A 16,966-nucleotide genomic window follows, 5' to 3' on the forward strand; every position below is an offset into this window, starting at 1 on the left:
GCAAACGACGGAGCCCTTTCCTTATGCGCGAACATACCCCTCATGATCCCTTCGAGCGGCGCCCCGGCCGTGGCGAGCGCGGCCCGCGTGTCTTCGCCCCTGGTGACCTCAAGCTGCTGATGCTGGACTTGCTGGCCGAGCAACCCGGCCACGGTTACGACCTGATCCGCCAGATCGAGAACTTGTTCGAAGGCAGCTACAGCCCAAGCCCCGGGGTGATCTACCCCACGCTGAACTTTCTTGAAGAAGCCGAACTGATCAGCGGCCAGGTGCAGGGCAGCAAACGCCTGTATGCCATCACCGATGCCGGCCGCAGCGCCTTGGCGGATCAGGCGGTAGCCCTGGATGGCGTGCGCATGCGCATCGAGGTCAGCAAACGCGCCCTGCGCGGCCACGACCGCCCGCCAGAGATTCATGAAGCGGTCGGTAACCTGCGTCATGCACTACACATGCACAGCGGCCGCTGGACCGCGGAAGAAATCGAACGGGTCCGTGACCTGCTCAACCATGCCGCCACGGCCATCGCCTCCGGGCCAACCGAACCTTTCAGGGAGACGCCCCATGAGTGACACCATTCACCGCGTAAACCACGAGATCCGCCAGCGCCGTCTGCAGGTGCTGCGGGTCACCGAGCTGACCCCGCGCATGCGCCGGATCACCTTGGGGGGTGCCGAGCTGCAAGGCTTTACCAGCATGGGCAGCGACGACCATATCAAGCTGCTGTTTGCCGAAACGCCGGAGCAACAACAGGCCATCGAGGCCCGTAATATGGGTAAGGACGGTGGCGCGCGGCCCACCATGCGCGAGTACACACCGCGGCGCATCGACCTGGTGGCAAATGAGCTGGACATCGACTTCGTGCTGCACGGCGACGGCCCTGCCTCTACCTGGGCCGCGCAAGCCGCGCCCGGGCAAACCCTGGACATCGCAGGGCCAAGGGCCTCGCTGGTGGTGCCGGATATTTTCGACAGCTACCTGCTGATCGGTGATGAAACTGCTATCCCGGCCATTGGCCGTCGGCTGGAGGAGTTGCCGGCGGGCCGCCAGGTGCTGGCAGTGATCCAGATCGAAGACGAGCACGAGCGCCAGCCGCTGCCAAGCAAGGCCCAGGTGGAAGTGATCTGGGTACGTCGCCAGGAGGAAGACTTGTTGGCACTGGTGCGGAACCTGAGCTTGCCGCAAGGCCGGCTGTATGCCTGGGTGGCGCTGGAAAAAGCCCTGACTCGCCAGGCCAAGGCGCTATTGCTGGAGAAAGGGGTGCCGGAAGATGCGCTAAAGGCTGCGGCCTACTGGCGGGCCAACGGGACTGCGGACGACGAGTGATCGTGATTGCCTGATCTGCCGTCTTCGCGGGCAAGCCCGCTCCTACACTGATCGGGGATGGACACAAATCGGTGGGTGGGCACATATCGGCGGTTGGACACAAATCGGCGGTTGGACACAAATCGGTGGTTGGACACAAATCGGCGGTTTGACACAAATCGGTGGGTGGGCACATATCGGCGGTTGGGCACAGGCCGTTGTAGGAGCGGGTTCACCCGCGAACACCGGCGCAGCCGGTGCCACGCAAAGCGCCGCCTGCTTCGCGGTTTGAACCATTTGATAAGACCAAGCGGTTCAGCCCCGACCACCTCAGAAAAGCTCGACCGCCCACAGCGTATCTACAGGGCGCCACGCCACGTAGTTGCTCACCAACGAAGGTCTCGCTGCCCCGCCAGGGCCTGCGGCCCGAGCCATTGAGCCCCACGCAACAATGGCGTCAACTGCGCTTCAGGCTGCAACTGGAACACCACCTGCGCCCGGCGCCCTGGCAGGTCGGCATCCACGGCCAGTTGATGTTGCCCTGGCTGCGCCAACTGCCCGCGCAGGTGCCAGCCACTGCGGCAATCCATTTCCAGCCAACCGTGCCCAAGGCCAAGGGACCAAGGGTCGCTCAGAGCCAGGTCGGTTACGATCACGCGGCCTTCACTGGCCTGGCATTGGCGCCCTGCCCCCTGCATCCTCACCCCCCCCTGCCACTGGCCGGCCAGGCGGTAATCCGTCGAGACCGTCGCCAAAGCCCCCTTGGCTGATGCCTCCAGCCGCCACTGCCAAGGCCAGCCTTCTGCGCGCAACTGCCAGGCCTGGCCCTGGAACCCCACTTGCGCATTCACCTGCAAGCGCCAGGGCTGCAGCGTCCAGCGCAAAGGCCCGACCGGCCCCCATTGTTGTGCCTGCCCTTGCCAAAGGCTTCCGCCGACATCACGTACCGGCAGGCCGAACGCACGCACCACCCAATTGGCCGGAAGCTCGATAAACAGCGTGAGCACGAATACCAATAGCACCCAGGCCATTGCTGCACTGCGGCTCATGGCTGCACCACCAGGTCGAATCGCAAAGCCTTGCCCTGTTGCTCCAGCCCCCATTGCAACGGCAATGCGCCTTCTGCACGCAGGCTCTGCACCCAGCCTTGCAGCATGCGCTCATCGGCCACCTGCCCCCGCAGTTGCCAGGCCTTGCCTTGCGTATCGACTTCGATCAGTTCGACCCCACGGGCCTGGGCCGACTGACGTAGCCGCTCCAGGTTCAAACCGGGCCCGCCTTGCAGGCTGGCCGCCTGTTCGGCCAGCACACGCCACTGGCCAAGCACGCGCCATTGCGCAATGCCTTCGCGCAGGGCCAGGAAGGCCAGCAGCAGCGCGATCAGTCCCCAGGCGAACGTGAAGCGATGACGCTGTAGCCAGTCGCGGTTCATGAGGCTGCTCCCAGGTCGAAGATCACTTGGCCATCTTGAACCTGCACTGTGGCGCCAGCGGCAGCCGCCATATCACGCCATGGCGGCGCACTGCCCTCGCCCTGCAGGTGTAGGTGCCAACGCTGGCCATCGAAGCGCACCGCTTGCAGGCGCAAGCCGGGATTGTCACGCAGCCAGGCCTGCAAGCGAGCCTGCAGGTCGTCTAGCTGGCGTGTACGCAGTTGCTGCTGCAGTACGCTCTCGCGCAGGCGCTTGAGGACTTGTGCCGCGTGTCGAGGGCTGGCCTGCTCGCCGGTCACGGTAAAGACCTGACTGCGCCAGAGTTGCGCCTGGCGCCATTGCTGGCTCAACCACAGGCCACCCCAAACGGTGGCCAGCACCAGGCAAGCTGCCAGCAGCCGCTGCTGCTGTCGGGACGCCGCCGGCAACGAGCGCACCTTGCGGATGCGTTCGAACAGACCGGGTAATGTGTCGAGCGGCGTAAATACGGCTGGCCAATTGCCGCTCAGCGACGTCTTGTGCAGCCCTGCCCACGGTGGCTGCCGCACTCCCCCCAAGGCATCAGGCCAGGCCAGCCAGTGTTCCTGTCCGTCTTCGGCCAGCCCTTTGTAATAGGACATGCCGGGGGTACGCTGCCATTGCCAGGCGCATCCTGGCTCGGGCGATGGCAGCAACTGTAGCTCCGCCCAGCAGCGCACTACCTGCAAGCCCCAGGCGGCACATTGGCCACGCCATTCATCCAACTGCTGGCGCGCCACTACCAGCAGGCGAAGGTGCCCGGGTTCACGGGCCAGGCAGGCACAGGCCACCTCATGCGGGGCCTGCAGCAAGCGATCCTCAAGCAACAAAGGCCATTCTTCGCGCTTGAGCCCGGGCGGGGCCGGCACGCGAAAATGGCTGCAGGCCTCGGCAGGCAGAACCAGCGCAACATGGGCCTGCGGGTTTGCCGGTGGCTCACCCTGCCCCTGGCTTTGCAAAATACCCTCATGGACCAGCGCCCAGTGCCAGACAACACCCGGGCGCAGCAATAGCCACGCCTGCGCCGGCGTACGCCGCCGCCATTCAAGTTTCATGAGCGCCCCCATGGGAGGGCGAAGGTGCAGACATAGGGGGCTCCATCACGCAGCAGTTCCAGACGCACACCACGGCCTGGGTGTACCGGTTGGTCAGAAGGCCAGGCCAGCCAGCGGCCGCCCTGGTAGTACAGAACGTTCATGGCGCTGACCTGGTCGAGTCGTTCGCGCTCTACCCAGCGCGGGGCGACGGCGGCGTACAAATCGGCCGAGCTTTCCAGCAGCAGGCGCTGCTCACGGACCTCGAAGCGCAGTCGCTGGCGTTGCAGGCGCGAGCCACCTTCGGCCGCCGGCAGGCCGGTGCTGGCGACCCACAGCAACTGGTTGCTGGCGGGTTGCCAGTCCAGCCATCGGCTGGCCAGCGGCAAACGCTGGTCGTAGACACGGCGCAGCACCGGGCTGTCAAAGCGCCGCTCCAGTGCCAGACAAAAGTCCAGCACCGAGGTTTGCTGATTGGTGTGCTGCAGGCGTTCGCGCACCTTCAGCCAGCCGTTGACCAGCGCGGCGAGCATGATGCCGAGTATGGCGGTCAGGGCCAGGGCGACCATCAGTTCGATCAGGGTCAGACCTGCCTGATGGCGTTTCATGGGCGCTCCAGAAACACGGTGTACTGGCCCAGTGGCAGACGCTGATCGTGGTCGGCGAACAATTGCAGTTCGCCACGGCGCAGGTCACGCACGCCGGTGCGGCGCAGTTGCAATTGCCAGTGACACAGTTGGCCACCTTGGCCAAGCTTGCCGGCCACCTGGTTTTCGGCAGGCCAGTACTGCTCGACAGCAAAGCGGGCTTGCAGCTCACGCGCGCACAACAGGCCAAGGCGGTGCTGTTGCAGGTTGTCCTGAACGGCCAGCCGCTGGCGCAGTACCTGGCTGGTGATGACTGCCAGCACGGCGGCAATCGCCAGGGCCACGGTCACTTCCAGCAAGGTGAAACCACGCTGACGCTGCTTCATGGCGCCACCGCCACCCGCAAGTGACCATTGCGGCGCCAAGCCCATTGCTGGCCGCCATCAGCCCAACGCCAACGCACACTGCCCGACTGTGCCCAGCCATGCGGCGTGAACAGCAGGCGCGGCTGCGGGCTCGGGGGCCAGTCCGGGTGAAGGCCCTTGGGCCAGTCGCCGAGCGCGACCTTTTCAACGATCCAGTCATTGCCTTGGCGGCGGACGAACTCCGGGCGCTGGCCATTCCAACGCAGCCCGCGCAGTTGCCCGGCATGCCGGGCCAGCGCGGCCTGGCCGCGGACCTCGGCCGCCAGCCGTTGCAGGGCCTGCTCGACACGGGCCTGGCCGTTGCCGAGGCCAGCCACCGCCAGCCCGGTCATCAGCCCAGCGATGGCCAACACCACCAGCAGCTCGATCAGACTGAACCCATGCTGACCGCGCACCGGTTACAGCGCCCAGTTACCCAGGTCGGCATCCTGGCCTTCGCCACCCGGCATGCCATCGGCGCCCAGCGAGTACACATCGACCCGGCCATGTTCGCCGGGCATGCGGTACTGGTACGGGGTGCCCCATGGGTCTTCCGGCAGGCGACGCACGTAGCCATCACTGCGCCAGGCCCGAGGCAGCGGCTCCTGAGCCGGCTTTTTCACCAGCGCGACCAGGCCCTGTTCGTTGCTGGGGAAGCGCAAATTGTCCAGACGATACATGTCCAGCGCCTGCTCCAGGGTGGCCAGGTCGGCCATCACCTTCTGCTTCATGGCCTTGTCCTGGTTGCCCAGCACGCTGGGCGCCACCACGGCAATCAGCAGGCCGATGATGAAGATCACCACCATGATTTCCATGAGGGTGAAGCCGCGTTGGCGGTTACGTCGATGCTGCATGGCAATACTCCTTGTCGTCACAATTGCAGGCCCTGGTTGAGTTGCATGATCGGCAGCAGCACCGCCAGCACGATGAACAGCACCACGGCGCCCATCACCAGGATCATCAGGGGTTCGAACAGCGCCATGGCGGTATCGACCTGGCGGGCAAAGCCGCGCTCCTGGTCGTCGGCCACGCGCTCGAGCATGTCCGCCAGGGTGCCACTGGCCTCGCCGCTGCCGACCATGTTCACCAGCAGCGGCGGGAATTGCTGGCTGGCATCCAGCGCACGGTGCAGGCTTGTGCCGCCCTGCACGTGCTGGCGCACCTGCTCCATGGCCAGGCGGATACGCCGGTTACCAATGGTTTCAGTGGCCACCTGCAAGGCTTCGAGCAGGGCCACGCCACTGCCACTGAGAATCGCCAGGCTGCGCGCCAGGCGCGCGCTTTCCAGCACCTGCAGCAGGTGGCCAATACGCGGCAGGCGCAGCAGCAGTTGGTCGCGACGCAGGCACCAGTGCGGTTTGCGAAGCAGCCAGCCGCCCAGCACCCCGAGCAACAGCGCCCCCCCTAACAGCCAGGGCCCGGCTTGCACCAGCCCCTGGCTCAGGCCGATCAGCAACGAGGTGATCAGCGGCAGGCTTTGCCCGGCGTGGGCGAATTGCTCGGTGAGTTTGGGCACGACGAACGTCATCAGGCCAATCACCACTGCCAGCGATACCCCCATCAGCACAGCGGGGTAGATCAGCGCAGTACGGGCCTTGTGTTGCTGGCGTTGCACCTGCTCCAGGTGGTCGGCCAAGCGGGTCAGCACCTGGGCCAGGTGCCCGGAACGTTCGCCGGCCTCGACCAGCGCGCAGTACAGGCCGGTAAACGGTGCGCCCTGCCGGGCCAGGCTGCGGGCCAGGCCCAGGCCTTCGGCCAGCGAGCCGCGCAAGGCCACCAGCACACTGTGCAGGGCGGGCTGACGCAGTTGCCGTTCAAGGGTGGCAAGGGCATCGACCAAGGGAATACCGGCCCCGGTCAAGGTGGCCAGCTGACGGGTCAGCTCACACAGCTGGGCGCGGCTCAGGCGCTGGCGACGGGGTTGTCGGCTGCCGGCTTCATGACGCTGCAACTGGCGGGCGAACAGGCCCTGCTCGCGCAACAGCTGGCGAGCGTGGCGTTCACTGTCAGCCTGCAGGCTGGCCTTGTGCGATTTGCCGGCGAGGTCAACGGCCTGGTAGCGATAGGTCGGCATGTCTTAGCCCTGTACCACGCGCAGCACTTCGGCCAGGCTGGTCTCACCGCGCGCCAGGCAATCGCTGGCCATCGCCACCAGGCTTTGGCGCCGTTCAGCCAGGTAATCCTGCATGGCCAGCTCACTGGCGCCGTCGTACAACAGGCCGATGAGCCCAGCGTCCAGTTCGATAAATTCGTACAGCCCCAGTCGCCCGATATAACCGCTGCCCTGGCACTGCTCGCAACCCACCGCGTGATAAGTGCTGCCCAGCGCCGCCAGCTCGGGCCACAGCTCGCGCTCGGCAGCCTGCAGCGGGTGCGCCACGGCACAGTTGCACAAACGCCGCACCAGGCGCTGGGCCAGGACGCCGCGCAGGCAAGAGGCGATCAGGAAGGGCTCGATGCCCATGTCGCGCAGGCGGGTCACTGCGCCTACCGCGCTGTTGGTATGCAAGGTCGACAGCACCAGGTGGCCGGTGAGGCTGGCCTGCACGGCGATCTGTGCAGTCTCCTGATCGCGGATTTCGCCGAGCATGATCACGTCAGGGTCCTGACGCAGGATGGCGCGCAAGCCACTGGCAAACGTCAGCCCCGCACGCGGGTTGATGGCGGTTTGGCCAATGCCGGCGATGGCGTACTCCACCGGGTCCTCGACGGTGAGGATGTTGCGGCTGCCATCGTTGAGGCTGTTCAGGCTGGCGTACAGGGTCGTGGTCTTGCCCGAACCGGTCGGCCCGGTGGACAGCACAATGCCATTGGGACGCGCCAGGCAACCGCGCAGGCCCTGCAGTACCGCTGCCGGCATGCCCAGGTTATCCAGCGCCAGCAGGCTGGCCTGCTTGTCGAGCACGCGCATCACCACCCGCTCGCCATGGATGCCGGGCAAGGTCGAGACCCGCACGTCCACTTCGCGCCCTGCTGCACGCAAGGTGATGCGGCCGTCCTGGGGCTGACGCTTTTCAGCGATGTCCAGGCGGGCCATGACCTTGATCCGTGATACCAGCATGGCCGACAACGCACGCGGAGGACGCAGCACCTCACGCAGGTGGCCATCGACCCGCAGACGCACCACCAGGCTCTGCTCGAAGGTCTCGATATGGATATCCGAGGCGCGCAGCCGCAGCGCCTGGCCGAACAGGCCGTTGATCAGGCGGATCACCGGGGCTTCGTCGTCGCTTTCAAGCAGGTCTTCGATGCGCGGCATCTCGCTCATCAGGCTATCCAGGTCGACCTGGTCGCCGATGCCTTCGATCAGCGCTTCGGTGGCGGCATCGCCGGCCTGGTACAGCTGGCCAAGGCGCTCGTCGAACAGCGCAGGTTCCAGGTATTCGAGCAGGCTTGGCTGGCCATGCACACGCAGCAACTCCTGCAACTGGGCATTGTCGGCGTCGGGCCGCAGCCATAGCTGCCAGCCCTGCTCCGCCGGGGCCATGGCCACTCCGCTCTGCCGTGCCTGGCGATAGGGCAGCATCACCAGTCACCGCCTTCCAGGCGTGCGCGGCTGGCGGGGAAGACCTGCAACAGCCGCGTGCCCTCTGCAAGGTCCGGCAACTGCAGCGGTGTGGTCTGCTGCAGGGTGCGGTACTTGGCTTCACTGAGGCCCGCCAGGCTCGGCCCGTCGCGCAGGATACGCGGGCGGATGAACACCATCAGGTTCTGCTTGGTGTTGCGGGTGGCATCGGAGCGGAACAACCGGCCAAGGTAAGGAATGTCGCCGAGCAGTGGCACACGCTGGTTGCTGGTACTCAATTCGTCGCTGATCAGGCCGCCAAGTATCACCAGGCCGTTGTCCTCGACCATGACCTTGGTCTTGATCTCGCGCTTGTTGGTGATCACGTCGCTGGCCGAGCTGGTGTCGGCAATCGACGACACCTCCTGGACGATGTCCAGGCGCACGCTGTTGTCGATATTGATCTGCGGCTTGATGCGCAGCTTCACCCCGACTTCCTTACGCTCGATGGTCTGGTACGGGTTGGCGTTGTTCTGGGTCACGGAGCCGGTGACGAAGGGCACTTCCTGGCCGACCAGGATCGACGCTTCGGCGTTGTCCAGGGTCAGCAAGGTGGGCGTGGACAGCAGGTTGAAGCCGCTCTTGCCCTTCAGCGCGTTGACCAGCATGGCGAAGTTGAAGCCACCACCGAAATGGCCGATGCCCGCCGTGGCACCGGTGGTGGTGGACAACAAATCGCCCAGGGCCTCGTTGTCGCCACTGGCGGCGGCGCCGGCAATGCTGGCGATATTCACCCCGTTACTGCCGAAGTTGACGATACCGGCACCGAACTTCTCGTCGGCAAACAGCCACTGCACGCCCAACTCCTGGGCGCTGCTGTCGGACACCTCGGCGATGATCGCTTCGACCACCACCTGGGCACGGCGAATGTCCAGTTGCTCGACAATGGCCCGGTACGCCGCCAGCTCGCTGTCGGGGCCAACCATGACCACGGCATTGGTACCTTCTTCGTATTCCAGGCGAATGCCCGGGCCACCGGAAGCTGCCATCACCGGCCGATCCTTGCTCTCTGCTTCACCCGCGCCTTCAGCCGGCACCGCACCTTCCTGGCTGAGCCCTCGCAGCACCTTGACCACTTCACCGGCATTGGCATGACGCAGGTAGATCACCTGGGTGCTGCTGCTGCCCGGTGCCTCTTGAGGGCGGTCGAGCTGGCGCAGCAGGCTGGCGATGCGTTCGAGGTTGCTGCGCCAGTCAGTCACCACCAACTGGTGCGCCGCCGGGTACGGTGTAATAACTCCAACCCGTGGGTCGATCAGCGGCTTGAGGATACCCAGTACCTGTTCGCTGGCGGCGTTGCGCACGCTGAATACGCGGGTGGCCACGCTGTCGCTGCCCTCGCCCTGCTGCCCGCCCGCCTCGACTGGCACCGGCTCCAGGCGCGCGGCCTGGTCGGGCACGATCTTCACGCTGCCATTGGGCAGGTCGACGGTGGCATAGCCCTGGGCGCGCAGTTGGGCCAGGAAGATGTCGTAGATGGCGTCGGCGTCGTGCAGGTCGACAGTGCGCACGGTGACCTTGCCCTTGACCCGAGGGTCGACGATGAAGGTGGTACCGGTGATGCGCGACACGCTGTCGATGAACTCGCCGAGTTCAGTATCGACGAAATTCACCTCGTACATCGGCGTACCGTTATCATCGAACACCGGCTCTTGGGCATAAGCGACGGACAAGGCCAGGCTCAGCGCAACCGCCATGCAGTGTCTAACAGGCATCGTTCATCCTTGCCGCTTGAAGCCGGTCACGGCAGGGCGTGGCGGCCAGGGCAGGCGCTCACGCCGCCCTTGGTTGTTGAAAATCAGGCCATCGCTGTCGATGTCCTGCAGCACGATCCCAGGCGCCAGGCGCTGACCGCGGGCCAGGGTGCGTACTTGCTCGCCGTAGCGCAGCACCACCACACTGGAGGCCAATGGCTGGGCCTTGAGCCCGCCGAGGTATTGCAGCGGCAGACGGGTGATGGCAATGGCGCCGTCGTCGGGCGGCGCTTGCCAGTGACCGACCATCAGCCCGGGCAGCGGGCTGCCGGCCGCCGCAGGCGCCATGGCCGGTTGTGGCTGCCGGCTCATCTGCAGCACACACTGCGCAGACAGCCAGCCGGCCAGGGTCAGGCCAGCGCCGGTGAGCAGACGCGAGGTGGGCATCACGAGGCCAACTGCCGTGGATGCCAGCCTGGGTGCCCCTGCACGTAACGCACTTCGGGCAATTGCAGCGGCGCCAGTTGCCAACCGTCAGGCTGGCGGGCGAGCCAGGCCTCGACCCGCTGCCACAGAGGCTCGCCGGCCTGGCTTTCGAATTGCAAGCCAAAGGTGCGGCACAGGCCCTGCACCGGCTCCAACCCAGTGATGCGCTTGCCTTGCGGGCTGTAGCTGACGCTCCAGGCCTGGCCCTGCCAGCGCGGCAGGTCCTGGCTGTTGTCCAGCAGCAGCGGGTCACCGAACAATTGCTCCGCGGCGTTTTCCAGCACTTGCTCGACCTGCCGGGCCGGTGCTTCGACCACTGGCGCCGGGTAGCCACCGGTAAGGCTTATCAGGTGTTCGCGGGTAATGGGCGCCCCCGCTGCCAGCGGGTAGTCATAACGCAGGCCCGGCAGCAACACGGGTACGCTGTTAGCGTCGGCCAAGGCTTGATGCAACAGGCGGTCCCAACTGCCGCCACGGGTATCGCGGCGCCACAAGGCCTGGGGCGCGCGGGCCAGCGGTTGGTCGAGCCAGGCCGCGTGGCCGGCCCGTTGCTGGCGCAGTTGCGCCTGCAATTGCGCGACACGCAGCTGCGCGGCAGGCGCCAGTTGCTGTTCAAAGGCCGGGAAAAAACGCCCATCGAACTGCCACTGGCCGGCCACACGCTGGCAGCGCAGGCGGAAGGCACCGCTGCCCCGGCAGCCGGCAAACAACACCGGCACGCGGCGACCGCTGGCCTGGGTGACCTCGACCGGTGCCGGCCACAGGTCCTGACCACGGGCACACAACAGCACGTCGATTTGCGGCACCCGTTCAGCCAGCCACAGGCCGGGGCCCGTGCCTGCATCGGCCATGGCCACCACCAGGTCAGCCTCGCGCCGGGCTTGCTCGAATACCGGCAGCAGTGACTGGTACCACTGTTTAAGAGAGGCTTTCTGGTCCTGTGCGTACGGGTCGGTCACGCCAACCACTGCAATACGGGCACCACCGCGCTCGAAAATATGCAGGGCTTGCACGCCCAGTGCCTGGCGTTGTGCGTCAGCCAGCCCGGCGCCGAGGGTAATGGCGCTGGCCTGGCGATACAGGCCCGTGCTGCGTTGTGGCCACAGCACACGCTCGTCGCTGCTGACCCGCGCTTCGATGCCCAACAGCTGGCTGCCTTGCACACCACTTTCGCCTTGGGTCAGGTAGGCCAGGCCACTGCCATTCCAGCCCTGGCCGTTTTCCAGGGTCAGGCTGTTACCCGCACCGGCCTCGCCACGCAGTTGCTCCAGCAACGCCGCGAGCACCGCATAACCGCCCAGCTGGGCTGTCGTTGCCTGGCGGGCATCGAGCAGCGGCGCCAGTTGCGGGTAGGCGATACTGGCGCTGCTGCCGGTCATCCATGGCGCACGGCCCAAGTGGCTGACCGGCCCCAACCGGGTTGCCGGTACCACCGCCTGGCCAGGCTGGCGGGCATCGAGGGTATCGGCGACGTACAGCAAGTCGAGCTGGGCGTTGCCACCCTGCTGCCCTGGGAAGGCTGTGCAGGCGCCGAGCAGCGGTGCCAAGGCACCGATACCCATCCAGCCGATCACTTCGCGCCTGTGCACACTGCTCGCCATCGCATCGCCATCCTTATCCACGTCCATTCAGGGCCCCGGATGTTGCGGCGTTGGCATTACAGTTTGATGGCAGAAATCCGACAGCAATTCCAATTCGATCTTTAGAAGAGCAATCCAAGAACCGGAAGTTTTAAAAGCTCGTTAACATTTCTGCCAAGGAATCATCACACTTGCGCCTTACAGTCGCGGTTTCTTCCAACTCAGCCAACATAAGGACAACCTGATGAGTCGAGATACCGGCGACAACCTGGACCGGAACCAAAGCGGCAACCTGCCGATGGCCAACGTCATGGACGCCTACCTGAGCCGCCGCAGCGTGATGCGCGGCAGCCTGGGCGCCGCCATCGCCATGATCGCCGGTACCGGCCTGACAGGCTGCTTCGACGGTGGTGGTTCCGATCATGATGATCCGGTCACCGAGCCACCGGTGACCGAACCGCCAGTCACCGAGCCGGAAGTGCCGAAACTGGCGCTGGGCTTCCAGTCCATCCCAGGCTCGCGCACCGACGCCTGTGTGGTCGCCGCCGGCTATAGCGCCTATGTGCTGGCGCCTTGGGGTACGCCGCTGAACAGCAATGGCAACCCGTGGAAGTCCGACGGCAGCAACACCTCGACCGACCAGGCCAACGCCATGGGCATGCACCACGACGGCATGCACTTCTTCCCCATCAACGGCAGCTCGGAAGACGGCCTGCTGGCGATCAATTTCGAGTACATCGACACTGCCGCCCTGCACCCGGCCGGCCCCACGACCGATGTCAACGGCAAGCGCCCGGTTGAAGAAGTGCGCAAGGAGATCAACGCACACGGTGCTGGCGTAGTACGCCTGCAGAAAATCAACGGCCGCTGGCAGGTGGTCGACAACGACCCGCTGAACCGACGCTTCACCACTGCTTCACGCATGGAAATCACCGGCCCGCTGCGTGGCACCGACCACGTCAAGACCAAATACTCCACTGCTGGCACCCACTGCCGTGGCACCAACAACAACTGCGGCAACGGCTATACCCCGTGGGGCACCTACCTGACCTGCGAAGAGAACTGGCCGGGCATCTTCGTCAACAAGGGCACCCGCCCCGAGGACCAGCGCCGCATTGGCGTGGGCACCTCCAGCGGCCAATACAAGTGGGAAAGCGCTGCCGGTGACGCCAGCGAAGTGGACGACGAATTCGCCCGTTTCGACGTTACCGTCAAAGGCGCCAGCGCCACCGACGACTACCGCAATGAAGCCAGCACCTACGGCTACATTGTCGAGATCGACCCGTACAACAGCAGCACCCTGGCCACCAAGCGCACCGCGCTGGGCCGCTTCCGCCACGAGGGCTGCGCACCCGGCCTGCCCGTCGCCGGCAAGCCGCTGGTGTGGTACATGGGTGACGACTCGAACAACGAGTACCTGTACAAGTGGGTGTCCACCGCCGTGTGGGACCCCGCCGACGCCACCCCGGCCGACCGCCTGGCCACCGGCGCCAAGTACCTCGACCAAGGCAAGCTCTACGTGGCCCGCTTCAATGCCGACGGCACCGGCGTATGGCTGCTGCTGGACGTGGGCACCGCCACCACAGGTGGCAGCACCCTGGGCGCGCTGTATGGTGACCTGCCGGGCATCATCCTCAACACCCGTGGTGCTGGCGATGCCGTGGGTGCAACGCCGATGGACCGCCCTGAATGGACGACAGTCAACCCGCTGAACGGCGATGTGTACCTGACCCTGACCAACAACAGTGCACGCACCCCGGACAAGGTCGATGCAGCGAACCCGCGCGGCCCGAACCGCCACGGCCACATCATTCGCTGGCACGACAGCGACGACCAGCTGAGCTTTAACTGGGACATCTTCGTGTTCGGCGCCAACGCTGCCGGTACTGCCGACATCAACCGCTCCGGCCTGACCGAACTGAACCAGTTCGCCAGCCCCGACGGCATGAGCTTCGATAGCCGCGGCGTGCTGTGGTTCGAGACCGACAACGGCGAAAGCACCTTGACCGACTACACCAACGACCAGTTGCTGGCAGTGATCCCTACCGACCTGGTGGATGCCAGCGGCAAGCAGGTGCCGGTGAATGCACAGAACCAGGTGGACTTGCGGCGCTTCTTTGTCGGGCCAAATGGTTGCGAAGTGACGGGGATTACCTTTACCCCGGACAACAAGACGCTGTTCGTCAACATTCAACACCCGGGGAACTGGCCGTATACCGACAAGGCGACCGATGCGACGCCGGCTGGGGCTACCGTACGGCCCCGGGCTTCGACGGTGGTGATCCAGCGTATTGATGGCGGGGAGATCGGGACCGTTTGATCCTGTGCCGGTCAGCCAACTTTTGCTGGCTGTACCGGCCTCTTCGCGGGCAAGCCTGCTCCTACAGGGATCCCACGGGTTTCAAAACCGGCGTAGGGGCGGGCTTGGCCGCGAAGGCACCCGTGAACGTTACCAGGCTATCGGCTCCCGGCTACGCACCCGCACTTGCTGCGCGGGTACTCGGGCATGCCATTGCACCACCCCCAGCGCTTCCACCTGGAATTCGCTGCGCAGCACCCGCCCCTCTTCCTCGAACGACAGCTGCAACAGAAAATGACCGCTGTTGAGCAGCAGCCCTTCGCTCAACCGCTCGAACGTTTCGTCATCCACCGCCCCCAGCGCCTGGCGCAGCGCCGCGGCATCCACGTACCCCGAAGCCGGCCGACCGCTGATGATGCGGCTGAGCAGCGAGCGCGAATAGCGTCCTTCGTAGAGCGCTTCCAGCAACGGAAGGTGCTCCAACCCCAGTGCATTGGCGTTCAGGCGCCAACCGGTGACCTGAGGCAAGGCGCACAGCATCGGGTAACGCGCTTGGCGGTTGGCATCCGGCTCCAGCAACAGGTTCAGCTCGCTGGTGTCGAGCATCGGCTGGTTGGCTGCCAGCCGTGGCGGTTGCTGGCGCAGGTACTGGGCGCTCTCGGCGCCCTGCAGGCGGGCATCACTGTCGGCATCGAGCCAGTCGGCCAGGGCATCGACCAGGCGCTCGGCCGCCATGTCATTGCCCAGCAAGTAACGCAGCTGGCGCTCGGCGCGTTCGCCGTCGGCGCCGAGCAATGCGTTTACATTGAAGCAGGTGTGCTGGTCGCGCACCTGCAACTGAGCCTGACCAGCGCCAAAATCGTATTTCAGCGGCTGCCCACGCAAGGCTTGCCAGAACAGCGGGCTGAGCCGCCAGGCGGGGTCACGCAGGGCTTGCCCGGCATAGGCCAGGCCGGCCTGCTCCATGGCCCGCACCTGCACCCGCTGGTGTAGCAGGCGCACTTCGTCGACCTGACGTCGGCCATCCTCCACCAGCCAGGCCATGCCCGCCGCCAGCATTGCCAGCACCACCATCACCATCAGCAGGGCCGCACCCCGCTGTTGCCTTCCACCCATCCGTGCGTGCCTCGCTCGCGGAATAAAGACGCCAGTCAACACGCGGGGTGTTTCAGCTAGATGGCAATGCCTGTTCGTCATGTGCACGTCATCTAGGCAAGGCAGGATTGCCCTTCCTTTTCATGACCTTACAGGAGTGGTCGCTATGGGTGGCATTGGAATCTGGCAACTGGTGATCGTACTGCTGATCGTGTTCTTGCTGTTTGGTACCAAACGCCTGAAGGGTCTGGGTAGCGATGTGGGCGAGGCGATCCAGGGTTTTCGCAAGTCCATGGGCGGTGACAATGACGCCAACGCCGCTGGCCAGGCGCAAGTGCAGCAACAGTGCCCGCTGAACGGCCAGGCTGCTCAGCAACCTCAAGCGGACCGCCAGGCCTGATGTTCGAGGTAGGCTTCAGCGAGTTGCTGCTGATCGGCGTCGTCGCGCTGTTGGTGCTGGGCCCCGAGCGCCTGCCGGTGGCAGCCCGTACCCTCGGGCGCGGCCTGGGCCAGGCGCGCCGGGCCATGCACGCCTTGCGCACGCAGGTGGAGCGCGAAATCGAGATGCCCAACCTCGACAAGGCACCTTTGCAGCGCCTGGAACAGGAGATCCGCCAGGGCATCAGCCTGAACGCGGCGCCGGCCAATGATGCGGTCACGGCCGCGCTGCCCAAGGAAAATGCTTCATGAGTATTGCCATGGACCCTGCGGCGAGCATGCCGCTGACCGAACACCTGCGCGACCTGCGCAAACGCCTGGTGCGTTGCCTGGCGCTGGTGGCATTGGTGTTTGCCGGCCTGTTCCCCTTCGCCCAGACGTTGTACACGCTCATATCCGAGCCGCTAAGGCGCTTTTTGCCGGAAGGCGCGAGCATGATCGCCACCAGTGTCACCTCGCCCTTTCTGACACCGTTCAAGCTGACCGCGATGTGCGCACTGTTCCTGGCCATGCCGCTGCTGCTGCATCAGGCCTGGGGCTTTCTGGCGCCGGGGCTGTACCGCCGTGAACGGCGCATTGCCCTGCCGCTGCTGGTATCGAGCATCGTGCTGTTCTATGCCGGCATGGCATTCGCGTTCTTTCTGGTGTTCCCGATGATGTTCGGCTTCTTTGCCAGCGTGACGCCGGACGGCGTGGCGATGATGACCGATATCAGCCAGTACCTGGACTTTATCCTGGCGCTGTTTCTGGCGTTCGGGCTGGCGTTCGAGATCCCGGTGGCGACGTTCATCGTGGTCTGGGCGGGGTTGGCCGATGTGGCCACATTGCGGCGCAGCAGGCCCTACGTGGTCGTCGGGTGCTTTGCGGTGGGGATGATTCTGACACCGCCGGATGTGTTTTCACAGACGATGCTGGCAGTGCCGATGTGGGTGCTGTTCGAGGTGGGGTTGCTGGCTTGTGGAATGTTGAAGCGGCCGGAGCCAGGCAAGGAGATTGTGGCTGGATTGTAGGGCCCTTTCGCGGGCACGCCCG

At 65.3% G+C, this 16,966-nt stretch carries 19 protein-coding genes; 6 read left to right on the top strand and 13 right to left on the bottom strand.

Annotated elements, in window-relative coordinates; genetic code table 11:
- Positions 1-23 precede the first annotated feature (23 nt).
- A complete protein-coding gene (locus ACF8RA_RS07430; RefSeq protein ID WP_176683669.1) occupies positions 24-569 on the top strand; it encodes a PadR family transcriptional regulator in 546 nt (181 codons plus the stop codon).
- A complete protein-coding gene (locus ACF8RA_RS07435) occupies positions 562-1,323 on the top strand; it encodes a siderophore-interacting protein (RefSeq protein WP_209967736.1) in 762 nt (253 codons plus the stop codon). The genes ACF8RA_RS07430 and ACF8RA_RS07435 overlap by 8 nt, the downstream gene beginning before the upstream one ends.
- 365 nt (positions 1,324-1,688) lie before the next feature.
- On the opposite strand, the gene ACF8RA_RS07440 is transcribed toward ACF8RA_RS07435, so the two are convergent.
- Genes ACF8RA_RS07440 through ACF8RA_RS07495 form a run of 12 tightly spaced genes read right to left on the bottom strand, consistent with a single transcriptional unit; the run spans position 1,689 to position 12,123 of the window.
- Positions 1,689-2,351, bottom strand: coding sequence for a general secretion pathway protein GspN (locus ACF8RA_RS07440; RefSeq protein WP_176683671.1), 663 nt, complete (start codon positions 2,349-2,351; stop codon positions 1,689-1,691).
- A complete protein-coding gene (gene gspM, locus ACF8RA_RS07445) occupies positions 2,348-2,734 on the bottom strand; it encodes a type II secretion system protein GspM (RefSeq protein ID WP_392460668.1) in 387 nt (128 codons plus the stop codon). The genes ACF8RA_RS07440 and gspM overlap by 4 nt, the downstream gene beginning before the upstream one ends.
- The gene (locus ACF8RA_RS07450) at positions 2,731-3,807 is read right to left on the bottom strand and encodes a type II secretion system protein GspL (protein WP_392518991.1); all 1,077 of its coding nucleotides are present in this window, start codon (positions 3,805-3,807) and stop codon (positions 2,731-2,733) included. Before ACF8RA_RS07450 ends, gspM begins: the two co-directional genes overlap by 4 nt.
- Complete coding sequence (locus ACF8RA_RS07455) at positions 3,804-4,394, bottom strand: type II secretion system protein J (protein ID WP_176683674.1); 591 nt, start codon at positions 4,392-4,394, stop codon at positions 3,804-3,806. Before ACF8RA_RS07455 ends, ACF8RA_RS07450 begins: the two co-directional genes overlap by 4 nt.
- On the bottom strand, positions 4,391-4,759 hold the full coding sequence (locus tag ACF8RA_RS07460) for a type II secretion system protein GspI (RefSeq protein ID WP_209967746.1): 369 nt from the start codon (positions 4,757-4,759) through the stop codon (positions 4,391-4,393). Before ACF8RA_RS07460 ends, ACF8RA_RS07455 begins: the two co-directional genes overlap by 4 nt.
- Positions 4,756-5,193, bottom strand: a complete 438-nt coding sequence (gene gspH, locus ACF8RA_RS07465) for a type II secretion system minor pseudopilin GspH (RefSeq protein WP_209967748.1) — start codon at positions 5,191-5,193, stop codon at positions 4,756-4,758. Before gspH ends, ACF8RA_RS07460 begins: the two co-directional genes overlap by 4 nt.
- Positions 5,194-5,196: 3 nt before the next feature.
- Positions 5,197-5,631: a type II secretion system major pseudopilin GspG gene (gspG, locus tag ACF8RA_RS07470; protein ID WP_176683677.1), complete on the bottom strand. Its 435-nt coding sequence runs from the start codon at positions 5,629-5,631 to the stop codon at positions 5,197-5,199.
- A 17-nt stretch (positions 5,632-5,648) separates the two neighbouring features.
- Positions 5,649-6,851 (bottom strand): type II secretion system inner membrane protein GspF, encoded by a 1,203-nt coding sequence (gspF, locus tag ACF8RA_RS07475; RefSeq protein WP_209967751.1) that lies wholly within the window; start codon positions 6,849-6,851, stop codon positions 5,649-5,651.
- Positions 6,852-6,854: 3 nt separating this feature from the next.
- Positions 6,855-8,303, bottom strand: a complete 1,449-nt coding sequence (locus ACF8RA_RS07480; RefSeq protein ID WP_176683824.1) for a GspE/PulE family protein — start codon at positions 8,301-8,303, stop codon at positions 6,855-6,857.
- Entirely contained in the window at positions 8,303-10,039 is a 1,737-nt protein-coding gene (gene gspD / locus ACF8RA_RS07485; protein WP_392518993.1) for a type II secretion system secretin GspD, read from the bottom strand. Before gspD ends, ACF8RA_RS07480 begins: the two co-directional genes overlap by 1 nt.
- Positions 10,040-10,060: 21 nt before the next feature.
- Positions 10,061-10,483: a pilus assembly protein PilZ gene (locus ACF8RA_RS07490; RefSeq protein WP_392460671.1), complete on the bottom strand. Its 423-nt coding sequence runs from the start codon at positions 10,481-10,483 to the stop codon at positions 10,061-10,063.
- Positions 10,483-12,123, bottom strand: coding sequence for a lipoprotein UxpA (locus tag ACF8RA_RS07495; RefSeq protein WP_176683825.1), 1,641 nt, complete (start codon positions 12,121-12,123; stop codon positions 10,483-10,485). Before ACF8RA_RS07495 ends, ACF8RA_RS07490 begins: the two co-directional genes overlap by 1 nt.
- 223 nt (positions 12,124-12,346) lie before the next feature.
- Between ACF8RA_RS07495 and ACF8RA_RS07500 the strand changes: the two genes are divergently transcribed.
- Entirely contained in the window at positions 12,347-14,422 is a 2,076-nt protein-coding gene (locus ACF8RA_RS07500; protein WP_176683680.1) for a PhoX family phosphatase, read from the top strand.
- A gap of 129 nt (positions 14,423-14,551) precedes the next feature.
- On the opposite strand, the gene gspK is transcribed toward ACF8RA_RS07500, so the two are convergent.
- Positions 14,552-15,517 carry a type II secretion system minor pseudopilin GspK gene (gene gspK / locus ACF8RA_RS07505; RefSeq protein ID WP_176683681.1) on the bottom strand — a complete coding sequence of 322 codons (966 nt, stop codon included), beginning with the start codon at positions 15,515-15,517 and terminating at the stop codon, positions 14,552-14,554.
- A 145-nt stretch (positions 15,518-15,662) separates the two neighbouring features.
- On the opposite strand from gspK, the gene tatA reads away from it, so the two are divergent.
- From tatA to tatC, 3 genes are read left to right on the top strand one after another with little or no spacing between them, the layout of a single operon-like run.
- Positions 15,663-15,896 (top strand): twin-arginine translocase TatA/TatE family subunit, encoded by a 234-nt coding sequence (gene tatA / locus ACF8RA_RS07510; RefSeq protein ID WP_176683682.1) that lies wholly within the window; start codon positions 15,663-15,665, stop codon positions 15,894-15,896.
- A complete protein-coding gene (tatB, locus tag ACF8RA_RS07515; protein ID WP_176683683.1) occupies positions 15,896-16,186 on the top strand; it encodes a Sec-independent protein translocase protein TatB in 291 nt (96 codons plus the stop codon). The genes tatA and tatB overlap by 1 nt, the downstream gene beginning before the upstream one ends.
- Positions 16,183-16,944, top strand: a complete 762-nt coding sequence (gene tatC, locus ACF8RA_RS07520; protein ID WP_176683684.1) for a twin-arginine translocase subunit TatC — start codon at positions 16,183-16,185, stop codon at positions 16,942-16,944. The genes tatB and tatC overlap by 4 nt, the downstream gene beginning before the upstream one ends.
- Positions 16,945-16,966 lie beyond the last annotated feature (22 nt).

It is taken from the genome of Pseudomonas sp. FYR_5 (assembly GCF_043106315.1).
In the GTDB taxonomy this organism is placed as follows: domain Bacteria; phylum Pseudomonadota; class Gammaproteobacteria; order Pseudomonadales; family Pseudomonadaceae; genus Aquipseudomonas; species Aquipseudomonas putida_Y.

Coding starts and splice junctions, on each gene's coding strand:
- ACF8RA_RS07435 (WP_209967736.1), top strand. CDS start 562: ATGAGTGACACCATTCACCGCGTAAACCACGAGATCCGCCAGCGCCGT.
- ACF8RA_RS07500 (WP_176683680.1), top strand. CDS start 12,347: ATGAGTCGAGATACCGGCGACAACCTGGACCGGAACCAAAGCGGCAAC.
- ACF8RA_RS07450 (WP_392518991.1), bottom strand. CDS start 3,807: ATGAAACTTGAATGGCGGCGGCGTACGCCGGCGCAGGCGTGGCTATTG.
- gspK (WP_176683681.1), bottom strand. CDS start 15,517: ATGGGTGGAAGGCAACAGCGGGGTGCGGCCCTGCTGATGGTGATGGTG.
- ACF8RA_RS07430 (WP_176683669.1), top strand. CDS start 24: ATGCGCGAACATACCCCTCATGATCCCTTCGAGCGGCGCCCCGGCCGT.
- ACF8RA_RS07490 (WP_392460671.1), bottom strand. CDS start 10,483: ATGCCCACCTCGCGTCTGCTCACCGGCGCTGGCCTGACCCTGGCCGGC.
- ACF8RA_RS07440 (WP_176683671.1), bottom strand. CDS start 2,351: ATGAGCCGCAGTGCAGCAATGGCCTGGGTGCTATTGGTATTCGTGCTC.
- ACF8RA_RS07455 (WP_176683674.1), bottom strand. CDS start 4,394: ATGAAACGCCATCAGGCAGGTCTGACCCTGATCGAACTGATGGTCGCC.
- ACF8RA_RS07480 (WP_176683824.1), bottom strand. CDS start 8,303: ATGCTGCCCTATCGCCAGGCACGGCAGAGCGGAGTGGCCATGGCCCCG.
- tatA (WP_176683682.1), top strand. CDS start 15,663: ATGGGTGGCATTGGAATCTGGCAACTGGTGATCGTACTGCTGATCGTG.
- ACF8RA_RS07460 (WP_209967746.1), bottom strand. CDS start 4,759: ATGAAGCAGCGTCAGCGTGGTTTCACCTTGCTGGAAGTGACCGTGGCC.
- gspG (WP_176683677.1), bottom strand. CDS start 5,631: ATGCAGCATCGACGTAACCGCCAACGCGGCTTCACCCTCATGGAAATC.
- tatB (WP_176683683.1), top strand. CDS start 15,896: ATGTTCGAGGTAGGCTTCAGCGAGTTGCTGCTGATCGGCGTCGTCGCG.
- gspF (WP_209967751.1), bottom strand. CDS start 6,851: ATGCCGACCTATCGCTACCAGGCCGTTGACCTCGCCGGCAAATCGCAC.
- gspD (WP_392518993.1), bottom strand. CDS start 10,039: ATGGCGGTTGCGCTGAGCCTGGCCTTGTCCGTCGCTTATGCCCAAGAG.
- ACF8RA_RS07495 (WP_176683825.1), bottom strand. CDS start 12,123: ATGGCGAGCAGTGTGCACAGGCGCGAAGTGATCGGCTGGATGGGTATC.
- tatC (WP_176683684.1), top strand. CDS start 16,183: ATGAGTATTGCCATGGACCCTGCGGCGAGCATGCCGCTGACCGAACAC.
- gspM (WP_392460668.1), bottom strand. CDS start 2,734: ATGAACCGCGACTGGCTACAGCGTCATCGCTTCACGTTCGCCTGGGGA.